The organism is Nocardia sp. JCM 38205 (assembly GCF_058222935.1).
In genome coordinates, this window is the sequence record NZ_JBYHFL010000001.1 from 625315 (window position 1) to 639141 (window position 13827).

The 13827-nt window shown below is 69.1% G+C and carries 13 protein-coding genes; 5 read left to right on the plus strand and 8 right to left on the minus strand.

The genetic code is table 11. The features are described 5' to 3' along the window. Positions 1 to 4: 4 nt before the first annotated feature. Together AC4HOU_RS02875 and AC4HOU_RS02880 are read right to left on the minus strand one after the other, a co-directional pair. On the minus strand, positions 5 to 664 hold the full coding sequence (locus AC4HOU_RS02875; protein ID WP_163810676.1) for a response regulator: 660 nt from the start codon (positions 662 to 664) through the stop codon (positions 5 to 7). A 45-nt stretch (positions 665 to 709) separates the two neighbouring features. Continuing rightward, positions 710 to 1876: a sensor histidine kinase gene (locus AC4HOU_RS02880; protein WP_490724102.1), complete on the minus strand. Its 1167-nt coding sequence runs from the start codon at positions 1874 to 1876 to the stop codon at positions 710 to 712. 101 nt (positions 1877 to 1977) lie between these two features. On the opposite strand from AC4HOU_RS02880, the gene AC4HOU_RS02885 reads away from it, so the two are divergent. Beyond that, positions 1978 to 2745, plus strand: coding sequence for a TSUP family transporter (locus AC4HOU_RS02885; protein WP_194990269.1), 768 nt, complete (start codon positions 1978 to 1980; stop codon positions 2743 to 2745). Positions 2746 to 2748: 3 nt separating this feature from the next. On the opposite strand, the gene AC4HOU_RS02890 is transcribed toward AC4HOU_RS02885, so the two are convergent. Continuing rightward, on the minus strand, positions 2749 to 3378 hold the full coding sequence (locus tag AC4HOU_RS02890; protein ID WP_231855939.1) for a TetR/AcrR family transcriptional regulator: 630 nt from the start codon (positions 3376 to 3378) through the stop codon (positions 2749 to 2751). Positions 3379 to 3510: 132 nt separating this feature from the next. On the opposite strand from AC4HOU_RS02890, the gene AC4HOU_RS02895 reads away from it, so the two are divergent. Together AC4HOU_RS02895 and AC4HOU_RS02900 are read left to right on the plus strand one after the other, a co-directional pair. Further along, positions 3511 to 5058, plus strand: coding sequence for a TldD/PmbA family protein (locus AC4HOU_RS02895; RefSeq protein ID WP_490724247.1), 1548 nt, complete (start codon positions 3511 to 3513; stop codon positions 5056 to 5058). A 17-nt stretch (positions 5059 to 5075) separates the two neighbouring features. After that, a complete protein-coding gene (locus AC4HOU_RS02900) occupies positions 5076 to 6458 on the plus strand; it encodes a metallopeptidase TldD-related protein (RefSeq protein WP_490724248.1) in 1383 nt (460 codons plus the stop codon). A gap of 22 nt (positions 6459 to 6480) precedes the next feature. Here AC4HOU_RS02900 and AC4HOU_RS02905 read toward each other — a convergent pair whose 3' ends face one another. Next, positions 6481 to 6864 (minus strand): PPOX class F420-dependent oxidoreductase, encoded by a 384-nt coding sequence (locus AC4HOU_RS02905; RefSeq protein WP_195019554.1) that lies wholly within the window; start codon positions 6862 to 6864, stop codon positions 6481 to 6483. A gap of 29 nt (positions 6865 to 6893) precedes the next feature. After that, on the minus strand, positions 6894 to 7448 hold the full coding sequence (locus AC4HOU_RS02910; RefSeq protein ID WP_163810666.1) for a PadR family transcriptional regulator: 555 nt from the start codon (positions 7446 to 7448) through the stop codon (positions 6894 to 6896). Positions 7449 to 7696: 248 nt separating this feature from the next. Here AC4HOU_RS02910 and AC4HOU_RS02915 point away from each other — a divergent pair, with 248 nt between their 5' ends. Next, entirely contained in the window at positions 7697 to 8413 is a 717-nt protein-coding gene (locus AC4HOU_RS02915) for a DUF8817 family protein (RefSeq protein WP_490724103.1), read from the plus strand. Between the two features lie 8 nt (positions 8414 to 8421). Here the strand turns inward: AC4HOU_RS02915 and map are convergent, their stop codons facing one another. Further along, a complete protein-coding gene (gene map / locus AC4HOU_RS02920; RefSeq protein ID WP_490724104.1) occupies positions 8422 to 9189 on the minus strand; it encodes a type I methionyl aminopeptidase in 768 nt (255 codons plus the stop codon). Between the two features lie 76 nt (positions 9190 to 9265). Between map and AC4HOU_RS02925 the strand changes: the two genes are divergently transcribed. Next, on the plus strand, positions 9266 to 9529 hold the full coding sequence (locus tag AC4HOU_RS02925) for a helix-turn-helix transcriptional regulator (protein ID WP_163810660.1): 264 nt from the start codon (positions 9266 to 9268) through the stop codon (positions 9527 to 9529). Between the two features lie 2 nt (positions 9530 to 9531). Here AC4HOU_RS02925 and AC4HOU_RS02930 read toward each other — a convergent pair whose 3' ends face one another. After that, positions 9532 to 9915 carry a PPOX class F420-dependent oxidoreductase gene (locus tag AC4HOU_RS02930; RefSeq protein WP_163810658.1) on the minus strand — a complete coding sequence of 128 codons (384 nt, stop codon included), beginning with the start codon at positions 9913 to 9915 and terminating at the stop codon, positions 9532 to 9534. Positions 9916 to 10120: 205 nt separating this feature from the next. Further along, positions 10121 to 13822 (minus strand): cobaltochelatase subunit CobN, encoded by a 3702-nt coding sequence (gene cobN, locus AC4HOU_RS02935; RefSeq protein WP_490724105.1) that lies wholly within the window; start codon positions 13820 to 13822, stop codon positions 10121 to 10123. Between the last annotated feature and the right edge of the window lie 5 nt (positions 13823 to 13827).

Here is a 13827-nt window from a genome sequence, read left to right on the forward strand (position 1 = left end):
GGGCTCACCCGCCGGGGCGGACCAGCCCAGTTTCATAGGCAAGCACGACCGCTTGCACCCGGTCGCGCAGACCCAGTTTGGTCAGCACTCGACCGACGTGGGTTTTCACCGTCGCTTCGGACAGGAACAACTGGGTGGCGATCTCGGCGTTGGAGCGGCCTGCGGCGATCTGTTCGAGCACCTCGCGTTCGCGGGCGGTGAGCACGTCGAGCACGCCGGGATCGCGGGTGCGGCCGGGATTCTCGCTGATCATGCGGTCGAGCAGGCGTTTGGTGACCTTCGGTGAGACCACCGCGTCGCCGGCGGCGACGCTGCGGATCGCCGAGATCAGATCCTCCGGCGGGGTGTCCTTGAGCAGGAAGCCGCTGGCGCCGGCGCGCAGTGCGCCGAGGGCGTGTTCATCGAGATCGAAGGTGGTCATCACCAGCACCCGGCTACCGTGCCCGGCTTCCACGATCTGCGTCGTGGCGGTGACGCCGTCGACCACCGGCATCCGCACATCCATCAGCACCACATCGGGTCGCAGTTCGCTCGCCTGGGTCACCGCGAGCGCGCCGTTGGCGGCCTCACCGATCACTTCGATGTCGGGGTGCGCGCCGAGCACCATTTTCAGACCCATGCGCATGAGTTCCTGGTCATCGACGACGAGAACGGTGATCGGCACGCACCACAGCGTAGTGGGCTCGGCAGGCGCCTATCGGCGGCCGGGTCAGTCGGGCTGGACCAAGGGGATGGTGGCCCGCACCCGCCACGAGCCGTCGGGGGTGCGGCCCGCTTCCATCGTTCCGCCGAGCACCGCGACCCGTTCACGCATTCCGGCAAGCCCGAGCCCGCTGCCGGTGATGCGGTTCTCCGGTTCCTGCACCGGCACGCCGCCGGAGTCGGTGACCTCGATGAGGATGTCGTCGTCGCGGCGCTGCACCCGCACCCAGGCCTTGGGATGGGCGCCGGCGTGGCGCAGGGTATTGGTCAGCGATTCCTGCACGATGCGGTGCACCCCGAGGCTGATCTCCGGGGCGATGTCGTCGAGCTCGCCGGTCATTTCCAGTTCCACCGCCAGGCCGGTGCCGCGCATCATCTCCACCACCTTCGCCAAGCCCGCGGTCCCGTGCTGGGGCAGTTGGTCGGGTGCGTGCTCGGTGCGCAGCAGCGCGACGGTGCGGCGCAGTTCGCGCAGCGCTTCGCGGCCGGTCGCGGCGATGGTGGTGACGGCCTGTTCGGCGGCGTCGGGGTCGTGGCGCAGTGCGTATTTCGCACCGTCGGCCTGGACGATGATGACGCTCACCGCGTGCGCCACCACATCGTGCAATTCGCGGGCGATGCGGGTGCGCTCGGCCGACACCGCGTCGTGGGCGCGACGTTCCCGATCGTAATCGGCCACCGCCAGCCGGGCGGCGACCTCGGTGTCGTAGGCGTGGCGGGCGCCGATGAATTCGGCCAGGGTCCAGCACAGGGCGTACAGCACGATGACGAAGGCCAGATCGGTCCCGGCCGGGAACCCCGTCGCCAGCATCGACAGTCCGGTATCGAGGACCAGGCCCGCCAGGAAGAACAGCCCGTCGCGGCGGCCCACATAGGCCACCAGCGTGTAGAGCATGATGCCGAGCCCGAGCAGCGCGACGTGCTCGGACTCTTCCTCGGTGAGGTAGCTGACGGCGGTCGTGGTGATCGACAGCCCGAGCACGGCGGCCGCCATGAGCCGCGGATAGACCCGGCGCAGGATCATCGGCAGCGGCAACACCAGCGACAGCGCCACGAAAGCCACCTTGTTGTGCGCGGTGGAGACGCCGAGGACGTCGAGCACCAGCAGCACACCGGCCAGCATCGAGTCGGCGACGATGGGCTTGCCGCGAAGCCACAGACTGAACCTGCGCATGCCGTTCAGGGTATGGGTGGCCCGGAGACCGGCCCGTGACGGCGCGCACGCGGGCCCGACCCGGCGCCCGGTTCATGGGATGTTTCTGGTTGTCTTGGGCCGTGGAGATCACCGACTGGGCGGTTCTGTTGACCGCGGCGACAGCCGCGGGCTGGGTGGATGCCGTGGTCGGCGGCGGCGGTCTGATCGTGTTGCCGACCCTGCTGCTGGTCGCGCCGGGCATCGCGCCGCAAACAGCACTCGGCACCAACAAGCTTTCCGCGGTGGCCGGTACGACCGCGGCGGTGGTGACCTTCTCCCGCAGGGTGCCGATCCGCTGGCGGGTACTGCTGCCGGCGGCGCTGATCTCGGCGGTGGCCGCGGCGATCGGCGCTGCGGCGGTCTCGCTGATCGATCGGGAGCTGTTCATTCCGATCGTGCTCGTGGTTCTGGTGGGGGTGGCCATCTTCGTCACCGCGCGTCCGTCGGTGGGGGTCACCCTCGCCACGCATCCACCGACCCGGCGCAAGTTCATCCTCGTGGTGGCGTTGGCGGCCGGGCTGATCGGCTTCTACGACGGACTACTCGGGCCCGGCACCGGCACCTTCCTCATCATCACCTTCGCCACCCTGCTCGGCACCGAATTCGTCCGTGCCGCGGCGATGGCCAAGGTGATCAACTGCGGATCGAATGTGGGCGCGCTGATCTTCTTCGGCGCGACCGGGCACATCCTGTGGGCACTCGGCGCGGCGATGGCGGTGGGCAATATCGCGGGCGCGGTGGTCGGCTCGCGGATGGCATTGAGTCGAGGCGCGGAGTTCGTCCGCGTGGTGTTGCTGGTGGTCGTGATCGCGATGGTGCTGCGGCTGGGCTGGCAGCAGTTCGGCTGACGGTCAGACCCGCGCGAGCCAGGGCCGCAACACCTCGGAGGTGGTCTCGTGGATCTTGCGCTGCAACCGTTCACCGTCCTCGATGCCGATCTGCGGGCCCTGGAACAGCACCGTCAGCGCACCCGACACCGCGCCGACCACGGCACCGACCAGCGCCGCCGCGCCGACCTCGTCGAATTCCGCCGGGAACGCCGCGTGCAACTGCCTGGCGATCTCGCGCTGGGCGACCAGCTGGGCGTGCGCCGCGCGGCCGCTCACCGCCGGCACGGTGCGTGACACCTGGGCCCGCAGCGCGGCGATCCGGGCGTAGAGATCGTCGATGAGATGTTCGCCGGGATTGTCGCCGGCCGCGCGTAAGGCTCGTAGCAGCACCTCGACCGGCCGCTCCCCCGGCCGCCGCGAGGCGATCGCGACCACCGCCGCCCGCACCCGGTCATCGGGTTCGGGGAACAGCAACTCTTCCTTACTGGCGAAATAGTTGAAGAAGGTGCGAGTGCCCACCTCGGCGACAGCGGCGATATCGGCCACGGTCGTCTCTTCGTAGCCTCTGGTCTCGAACAGTTCGACGGCGGCCTCGAGCAGGGCGCGGCGGGTACGTTCGCGTTTGCGATCACGGAGGGCGGAAGGCGGCACGCGGGCACAGTACGACATCTGACCGCGCGGGCGTGGTAGGCGCGAGCGCCGCGTCCCCGTTCGATACCACTGCGCGCGGCAACTATTCGGCAGCGGCTGTCGGTGGCACCGACTACGGTGTGCTGGGTGAGCATCCCGACTTCCGACGCGGGCACCGGCGGCCCACACCACGGCGTCGACGCCGAATTCACCTCGCTGCCATTGGCCGCGCTGGCCGACGCCGCGCTCTCGGCCGCCACCGCTGCCGGCGCGTCACATGCGGATCTGCGGGTGCATCGGCTGGTCACCCAATCCATCCGGTTGCGCGACGGGCGCGTGGAATCGGTCGCCGATTCCGCCGAACTCGGGCTGGCGGTGCGGGTGATCGTCGACGGCACCTGGGGTTTCGCCTCGCATGCGGCACTCACGCCCGGTTCGGCGGCCGAGGTCGCGCGCCGCGCCGTCACCGTCGCCACCACCTTGCGCGCGCTCAACCGCGAACGGGTGGAGCTGGCCGCCGAGCCACGCTACGACGGCGTGGAATGGGTCTCGGCCTACGATCTCGACCCGTTCACCGTGCCGACCACCGACAAAGTGGCGCTGTTGCAGGAGTATTCGCAACGGCTGTCGGCCGCCGACGGCGTCGACCACGTGACGGCGTCGGTCCTGCAGGTCAAAGAGCAGACCTTCTACGCCGACACCGCGGGCTCCTCGATCACCCAGCAGCGGGTGCGGTTGCATCCACAGCTCGAGGCCATCACCGTCGATGCGGCGGCCGGGGTGTTCGAAACGATGCGCACACTCGCCGCACCGGCCGGCCGCGGCTGGGAGTACGTCACCGGCGCCGACGGAATCTGGGACTGGGCAGGCGAACTCGCCCGGATGCCGGAGTGGCTGGCCGAGAAGGTGAAGGCGCCGAGCGTCGTCGCCGGGCCCACCGACCTGGTCATCGATCCGACCAATCTGTGGCTCACCATCCACGAATCCATCGGCCACGCCACCGAATACGATCGCGCCATCGGCTACGAATCCGCCTACGCCGGTACCTCCTTCGCCACGCCCGATCTGCTCGGCATGCTGCGGTACGGCAGCCCGATCATGCACGTCACCGGCGACCGCACCGAACCGCACGGCCTGGCCACCGTCGGCTACGACGACGAAGGCGTCGCGGGCCAGCGCTGGGATCTGGTGCGCGACGGTCTCCTGGTCGGCTATCAGCTCGATCGAGTGTTCGCGCCGCGCCTGGGTCTCGAACGTTCCAACGGCTGCTCCTACGCGGATTCGCCACACCACGTGCCGATCCAGCGGATGGCCAATGTATCGCTGCAACCGGATCCGCACCGCGACACCAGCACCGAGGAGCTGATCTCCCGGGTCGACGACGGCATCTACATCGTGGGCGACAAATCCTGGTCGATCGATATGCAGCGCTACAACTTCCAGTTCACCGGACAGCGGTTCTTCCGCATCCGCGACGGCAAGCTGGACGGGCAGCTGCGTGACGTCGCCTACCAGGCCACCACCACCGACTTCTGGGGCGCGATGGAAGCCGTCGGCGGGCCGTCCACCTGGCAGCTCGGCGGCGCGTTCAACTGCGGGAAGGCGCAGCCCGGTCAGGTGGCGGCGGTCAGTCACGGCTGCCCGTCGATCCTGGTGCGCGGCATCAATGTTCTCAACACGCGGACGGAGGCAGGGCAGTGAACGGGACCGGCGCGGCGATTGTGCCCGGTGGGGCGGTGGTCGAACAGGCGCTGGCGCTGTCGAAGGCCGATGAGGCGATGGTCATCGTCACCGACGCGCACGAGGCGTCGCTGCGGTGGGCGGGTAATTCGATGACCACCAACGGGTCGTCGATCTCGCGGCAGTGGGCGGTGGTCTCGGTGTTCCGGGAAGGCCCGAACCTCGCGCGCGTCGGCAGCGTCACCGCGACGAGCGTGGACGGCGCCGATGTCGAGGCCGTGGTCCGCGCCAGCGAGCAGGCCGCGCGCACGGCCGAACCGGCGCGCGACGCGATGCCGCTGCTGGAGCCGGACGGAGCGCCCGATGCGCCGGATTGGGCGGGCGAGCCCGGCCGCACCGGGATCGAGGTCTTCACCGGGCTTGCCGCCGACCTGGCTCGCGGGTTCGACGGCACCGACACCCTCTACGGATTCGCCCACCACCAGATGCACACCACCTGGCTCGGTACCTCCACCGGCCTGCGGCGCCGCTACGTGCAGCCCACCGGCTCGGTGGAGATCAACGGCAAGCGCGGTACCGGCGCCGATCTGGCCAGCGCCTGGGTGGGCGTCGGCACCAGCGATTTCACCGATGTGAATACGCCGGCGCTGCTAACGGAACTGTCCCGTCGGCTGGATTGGTCGGCGCGGCGAGTGGAGCTGCCGGCCGGGCGATATGAGACGTTGCTGCCGCCGTCGGCGGTGGCGGATCTGATGATCTACCTGGCCTGGACGATGGAAGGCCGCGGCGCGCACGAGGGCCACACCGCCTTGTCACGGCCGGGTGGCACCCGCATCGGTGAGCGGCTCACCGAGCTGCCGCTCACGTTGTATTCGGATCCGAGTGCGAACGGTCTCGAATACCGCCCGTTCGTCGCCACGCCCGCGTCCTCGGAGGCACTGTCGGTGTTCGACAACGGATTGTCCGCACAGCGGGTGAATTGGTTGCGCGAGGGCGTCATCGAATCGCTGGTCTACCCCCGCGCCACCGCCGCCGAATTCGACGCCCCCACCACCGTTCCCGGCGAGAACCTACTGCTGACCGGAGGTTCCGACGCCACCCTCGACGACATGATCGCCCGCACCGAACGCGGCCTGCTACTCACCACGCTGTGGTACATCCGCGAGGTCGACCCGGCCACCCTGCTGCTCACCGGCCTCACCCGCGACGGCGTCTACCTGATCGAGAACGGCGAAGTCAGCGCCGCCGTCAACAACTTCCGCTTCAACGAAAGCCCCCTCGACCTGCTCCGCCGCACCACCGAAGCCGGCGCGACCACCCTCACCCTCCCCCGCGAATGGAAAGACTGGTTCACCCGAACCGCCATGCCCCCACTCCGCATCCCCGACTTCCACATGTCCTCGGTCAGCCAGGCCACCTGACGCCCCCGGAGGGGCCCAGGGATCAGCTCGTCGGGGTGATTTCGAGGCCGATGGTGCCGGATTTGCCGCGGCGGAGGTTGCTGCCGAGCAGGACGAGGGGGCCGAGGATGAAGTATTTCTTGCGGATCAGGCGGCGGACATTCTCGGTTTCGGCGGGGTCGAGGATGCGGGCGGTGCCGTCGATGGGGGTGCCGTGCGGGGTGCCTTTGGCGTTGCACGGTTGCAGGGTGACCGACGGGTTGCGGCGCACGCGCTTGACCTTCCAGCTGTCGGTGACAGTCCAGACGAAGATCTTTCCGTTGTCCGCGGCGGCCCACAGCGGTGTGGGCACCGGGGTGCCGTCCTTGCGGAAGGTGGTCAACAGGACGTAGTCGGCTTTTTCGACAGCTGTGCGCGCATCGCTCATACGGCAACGGTAGGCGATCGGCGCGCAGCTCACCCGTCGTCGGCCATGCGGTACTCCCCGGCCTCCAACCGGGCCAGCACCCCGGAGGTCCAGCCGGACAGGCTCTCGAACACCCCGCTCCACAGTTCCAGCAGGTCGGTCGCGTGCGGGGCGGAATACCGGCCGGGGAAATCGGGGACCATCGCCAGCAGATCGTCGCGCATCTCCCGGCTTCGCGTGCGTTGCTCGCGGAGCTTGGCGATGACGTGCGCGCGCGGCAACGCGTCCATGAACGCGATGGCCGCGCCGAGTTCTTCCATGTCCACGCTGACCAGGGCAGCGTCCATCAGGGCACGGAACTCCGCTTCGCCTGCGGCGGTGAGTTCGAATATCGTCCGCCCCGGCCCCTGATTGCTGCCCTCGGTGCCGAGGGCCCGCAACTTGCCTTCCTGGGTCAGCTGTTTCAACGCGTGATAGATCGACCCGGGCTTGACGTTGGTCCAGGTGTCGGCTCGCCACGACAGCAACTCCTGCCGCACCGCATAGCCATGGGTGGGTTGCTGCCTGCGCATCACTCCGAGTACCAGCAGCCGCACCGTCGACATCGGACTCCTTCCAGCGGGCGCGGCCCGGATCCCGAGCCGCTCACCGCATGGTAGTCAAACTTGATCTCCAGCTCCGACAGCAGACTCCGGAGATGACCGGCCGATCTCGACCGATCACTTTCCGCGCGAGGAGGTTCGGTGCCGACCGCATACCACTCGACCCTCGCGCACGTCCGGTAATCAAGTTTGACTTCCGAGAGCGCCCCGCCCTAGGGTTGCGTAGTCAAACTTGATTACGGAGGCTACGAATGCCCGACACCGCCGTCCCCGTGCTCCCCACCGCCGACCTGGCGCGCACGCTCGACTTCTATCGAGCCCTCGGTTACACGGTCACCTATCAACAGGCGCGCCCCTACGTGTACGGGGCGGTCGAAGCCGACGGATGCGCCGTGCATTTCAATGCCCCGGACGGCAAGGGGCCTGCGCAGGGGTGGCACGGCTGCCTGATCATGGTCGACGACGTGGCCGAGCGGCATCGCGCATTCAGCACCGCCCTGCGCGCGCAGTACGGCAAGGTTCCGGCCACCGGCGAACCGCGGATCACCCGATTTCGCTCCGGGCAATCCAGGTTCAGCGTTGTCGATCCGGACGGCAATTGGATCACCTATATCCAGCGCGACGAACCGATGGAACTCGAGTACGGCGGTTCCCCGTCACTGACCGGATTGGCGCGCGTGCTCGACAATGCGCGAATCCTGCGCGAATTCCGCAATGACGACGAGGCCGCCGCCCGAGTACTGGAAGTAGGCATCCGCCGCCACCGCACGACCGCACCCGCCGTCGACCTGGCCCGAGCCTGGGCCGCGCTGAGCGAGATTGCCGTGGCCATGGGCGATGACGAACGCGCGGCCACGTATCGGGCGGCGCTGCGCGCGGCCCCACTGACCGACGACGAACGCGCGACCATCGCGGCCGACGTGAACGCGAGCCACGCCCTGCGGGAGTGGCTCGACGAACGCGAATGAGCCGCCGATCAGGCCGCAGACGTCAGGATGCGCGGCCCGTCCTCGGTGACGGCGATGGTGTGCTCGGAATGGGCGGTCCGTGAACCGTCCGCCGAGCGGATCGTCCAGCCGTCCGGGTCGGTGACGATGCGGTCGGTGGTGCGCGCGAACCACGGCTCGATGGCGATGGTCAGCCCGGGCCGCAGCGGAAATCCGCGACCCGGGCGACCGACATTGGATACGTGCGGATCCTCGTGCATGGTGCGCCCGAGGCCGTGCCCGCCGAATTCGGAATTGACCGGGTAACCGTAGGCGGCGGCGACGGCCGAGATGGCGGCGGAGATGTCGCCGATCCGATTGCCCGGCTGCGCCACCTCGATCGCCGCTTCCAGTGCCTCCTCGGTCGCCCGCACCAGCCGCAGATCCTCCTCGGCGGCGGTGCCGACGACCACGGTGGTCGCCGCATCGGCGACCCATCCGTCGATGGAGACGGCCAGATCCATGGTCAGCACATCGCCGTCACGCAGGGCGTAATCGAACGGAAGTCCGTGCAGCACAGCATCGTTCACCGACAGGCAGACGGTATTGCGGAACGGCCCGCGGCCGAACGAGGGTGCGTAGTCCCAGTAGCACGACTGCGCACCACGCTGCCGGATGCGGTCGCGCACCACCGCCTCGAGTTCCAGCAGATTCACCCCGACGGCCGCGCGGGCGCGCAGCTCGGCCAGGGTCTCGGCGACGAATCGTCCCGTCACCGCCATGCGCTCGATCTCCTCGGGCGACTTCAACTCGACCATCACAACCTCCACATCGACATCATCGGTATTTTAATACCAGATTGCGGTATTAAAATACCAGCCGTAGGGTGGTCGCATGGTTCGTCTGCCCTTGACCCCCGCCCAGGTGGAAGCCGGTCGCCGGCTCGGCGCCCGGCTGCGAGAGGCCCGCGGGGCCCGCGAGCTCGGCGAGGTCGCGCGCGCGGCGGGCATCTCCCCGGAAACCCTGCGCAAGATCGAAACCGGCCGCCTGCCCTCCCCCGCGTTCGGCACCGTAGTGGCGTTGAGCCAGGTGCTGGGGTTGCCGCTGGACGAGCTGGCCGCGATCTGGTTGTCCGGCAGCCTCGCCGCCTCGGCCTGAGTTCAGCCCGCGCGCTCGCTGATCGCGATGCCCACCGAGGCGTCGGCACCGCGCAGCAGCTTGTGCCCACGCACGGCCAGCGCGCCGAGGATGCCGTATTTGGCGGCCAGCACCTCGCGGACGCGCTGGGTTTCGCCGGCATCGAGGATCGTTGCCGTGCCGGCGCGGATGTCGCCGCCATCGGTACGGCCGCGGTTGTCGCATGGCTGCAATGTCACCCGCGGATCGCGCCGCAGCCGTTTGACTTTCCACGATCCGGTGTTCGTCCACACCAAGATGCGCTCACCGTCGGGTGCCAGCCATACCGGCGTGCCCACCGGCGTTCCATCCTTCTTGTAGGTGGTGAGCAGCGCGTATTTGCTGTGTGCCAGTTCGTTCCAGGTCATGGACCCCACGGTAGGGCGGGTCGGCGGGTGCGAACATCCACCCGCAGGCAGATTCGTGGGTACGCCCGTGGACGTAGTGCTCCACTCGTCGCGGCCGGCTGCGCGTACGGCACATCGGGGCGCACACTCCGCACCGACCCCTCACGTGGCACCGGCACGCCATGCGAGTGCCGGTGCGAGCACCGCGTGGTGACGAGCCCCGGAACTACTCGAGCTCGCCCTCGGTCTCCAGGTAGATCTGGCGCAGCCGGTCCAACGTCTCCTGTTCCGGGGCGTCCCAGAGTTTGCGCTCGGCCGCCTCGAGCAGGCGTTCGGCGATGCCGTGCAGCGCCCACGGATTGGACTGCTCCATGAACCGGCGGTTGACCTCGTCGAAGACGTAGCTTTCCGCCAACTTCTCATACATCCAGTCCGCGACCACATCGGTGGTGGCGTCGTAGCCGAACAGGTAGTCCACGGTCGCCGCCATCTCGAACGCGCCCTTGTACCCGTGCCTGCGCATGGCCTCCAGCCAGCGCGGATTCACCACGCGGGCACGGAACACCCGGGAGGTTTCCTCCGACAGGGTGCGGGTGCGGACGGCGTCGGGGCGGGTGCTGTCGCCGATGTAGGCCTCCGGATTCTGCCCGGTCAGTGCACGGACCGTGGCGACCATGCCGCCGTGGAACTGGAAGTAGTCGTCGGAGTCGGCGATATCGTGCTCGCGGGTGTCGGTGTTCTTGGCGGCCACGGTGATTCGCCGGTAGGCGGTGCGCATATCGTCGGCGGCGGGCGCACCGTCGAGGTCGCGACCGTAGGCGTAGCCACCCCAGGTGGTGTACACCTGGGCGAGGTCGTCGTCGGTGCGCCAGCTCTTGGAGTCGATGAGTTGCAGCAGGCCCGCGCCGTACGTGCCGGGCTTGGAGCCGAAGATGCGGGTGGTGGCGCGGCGTTCGTCGCCGTGCTCGGCGAGGTCGGCCTGGGCGTGTGCGCGCACGTAGTTCGATTCGGCCGGTTCCTCGAGGGCGGCCACCAGCCGGACGGCGTCGTCGAGCAGGGCCAGCACATGCGGGAACGCGTCGCGGAAGAAACCCGAGATGCGGACGGTGACGTCGATGCGGGGACGGCCGAGCTCCTCGGCGGAGATCACCTCGAGCGAGGTGACGCGGCGGCTCGCCTCATCCCACACCGGCCGCACACCCAGCAGCGCGAGAACCTCGGCGATATCGTCGCCGGAGGTCCGCATCGCGGAGGTGCCCCAGACCGAAAGACCCACCGAGCGCGGGTATTCACCGTGGTCGGCGAGGTAGCGCGCGAGCAGCGAATCAGCCATCGCCTGACCGGTTTCCCAGGCCAGTCGCGACGGAACGGCCTTCGGATCGACGGAATAGAAGTTGCGGCCGGTGGGCAGCACGTTGATCAGGCCGCGCAGCGGCGAACCGCTCGGCCCCGCGGGGATGAAACCGCCGTTGAGAGCGTGCAGGACGCGCGCGATCTCGATGCCCGTCTCCCGCAGCCGTGGCACCACCTCGGTCGCGGCGAACCGCAGCACGGACTTCACCGCCGCCACCCGCTCGCTCACGGCGAGGCCACCTGCCGGCGCGACGGTGACGGCGTCGGCGCCCGTACCCGAAGCGGCGCTGTCCGTCGACGGGGACGAATCGCCCGCGTCGATCGCGGTCGCGAAGTCGTTTACCAGCGACTCGACCGCGTCGACCGACCAGTTCTCGGCCTGCAACGCGGCGAGCAGTTCACGGGCACGGGCTTCCACCACGTCGACTCGCACCCGGGCCTCGTCACCGGCTTCGCTGAGGCCCAGCGCCTCTCGCAGGCCGGGCACGTTCTGTTCACCACCCCACAGCTGGCGGGCGCGCAGCATGGCCAGGACCAGGTCCAGCTCCATCTCGCCCTCGGGCGCCTGGCCGAGCACGTGCAGACCGTCGCGGATCTGCACGTCCTTGATCTCGCACAGCCAGCCGTCGACGTGCAACAGCATGTCGTCGAAGGAGTCTTCGTCGGGGCGTTCGGACAGGCCGAGATCGTGGTCCATTTTCGCCGCACGCATGAGCGTCCAGATCTGCTGGCGGATCGCGGGCAACTTGGCCGGGTCGAGCGCGGAGATGTTGGCGTGCTCGTCGAGCAGCTGTTCCAATCGCGAGATGTCGCCGTAGCTTTCGGCGCGCGCCATCGGCGGGATCAGATGGTCGACCAGGGTGGCGTGCGCGCGGCGCTTGGCCTGGGTGCCCTCGCCGGGGTCGTTGACCAGGAACGGGTAGATCAGCGGCAGATCGCCGAGGGCGGCGTCGGTGCCGCAGGAGGCGGACATGCCGAGCGTTTTGCCCGGCAGCCATTCCAGATTGCCGTGCTTGCCCAGATGCACCATGGCGTCGGCGCCGAATCCGCCCGCCGATTCCGGCGCCGACAGCCAGCGGTAGGCGGCCAGGTAGTGGTGGCTCGGCGGCAGGTCGGGGTCGTGATAGATGGCGACCGGGTTCTCGCCGAAACCGCGCGGCGGCTGCACCATCAGCACGATATTGCCGAAACGCATGGCCGCGATGACGATCTCGCCGCCCGGATCGCCGGAGCGGTCGACATACAGCTCACCCGGCGGCGGACCCCACGCCTCGACCACGGCCTCGCGCAGATCCTCCGGCAATCCCTCGAACCACGCGGTATAGGTGGCGGCGCCGATGCGGATCGGGTTGCCTTCCAGCTGTTCGGCGGTGAGCCAGTCCGGGTCCTGGCCACCCGCGGCGATGAGGGCGTGGATCAAGGCGTCGCCGTCGCGGTCGTTCAGACCTGGAACCTCGCTCGGGTCGCCGAGATCGTAACCGGCTTCGCGCAATTCGGTGAGCAGCCGGATCGCGCTGGCGGGGGTGTCGAGGCCGACGGCATTGCCGATGCGGGCGTGCTTGGTCGGATAAGCCGAGAGCATGATCGCGAGCCGCTTCTGCGCGGCCGGGATATGGCGCAGCCGAGCATGGCGGACCGCGATACCGGCGACGCGGGCGGCCCGTTCGGGATCCGGGACGTAGGTCGACAAGCCGTCGGCGTCGAACTCCTTGAACGAGAACGGCACCGTGATGATGCGGCCGTCGAATTCGGGCACCGCCACCTGGGTGGCCACATCCAGCGGCGAGAGGCCGTCGTCGTTGGCTTCCCACTGGGCGCGGCCGCTGGTCAGGCACAGGCCCTGCAGGATCGGCACATCGAGTTCGGCGAGCGCCCCGACATCCCAGGCCTCGTCGTCGCCGCCGGCCGAGGCGGTCGCGGGCTTGGTGCCGCCCGCGGCCAGCACGGTGACGACCAAGGCGTCCGCGGCCCGCAGGGTGTCGAGCAGTTCCGGTTCGGCGGTGCGCAGCGAGGCGCAGTACAGCGGTAGCGGGCGGGCTCCGGCCTGCTCGATGGCGGTGCACAGCGCGTCGATGTAGGCGGTATTGCCTGCCAGATGCTGGGCGCGGTAGTAGATGACCGCGACGGTCGGGCCGTCGACCTCGGCGGCGTCGCGCTCGAGTTCCCCCCAGCTGGGCAGTTGCACCGGCGGCTCGAAGCCGTGCCCGGTGAGCAGCACGGTGTCGGAGAGGAAGTGGTGCAGCTGCCGCAGATTCTCCGCACCGCCCGCGGCCAGGTAGTTGTGCGCGTCGGCGGCGACACCGGCCGGCACGGTCGAGCATTCCATCAGCTCGGCGTCGGGGGCGAGTTCACCGCCGAGGGCGACCATCGGCACACCGCTGGCACGGACCGCGTCCAGACCCTCTTCCCAGGCTCGTTTGCCGCCGAGGATGCGCACGATGACGAGGTCGGCGCCGTCGAGCAGGGCAGGGAGATCCTCCACCAGCAGCCGCGCCGGGTTGCCCCACCGGTAGTCGGCGCCGCTGGCGCGCGCGCTCAGCAGATCGGTGTCGGAGGTGGACAGCAGCAGGATCACGGGTG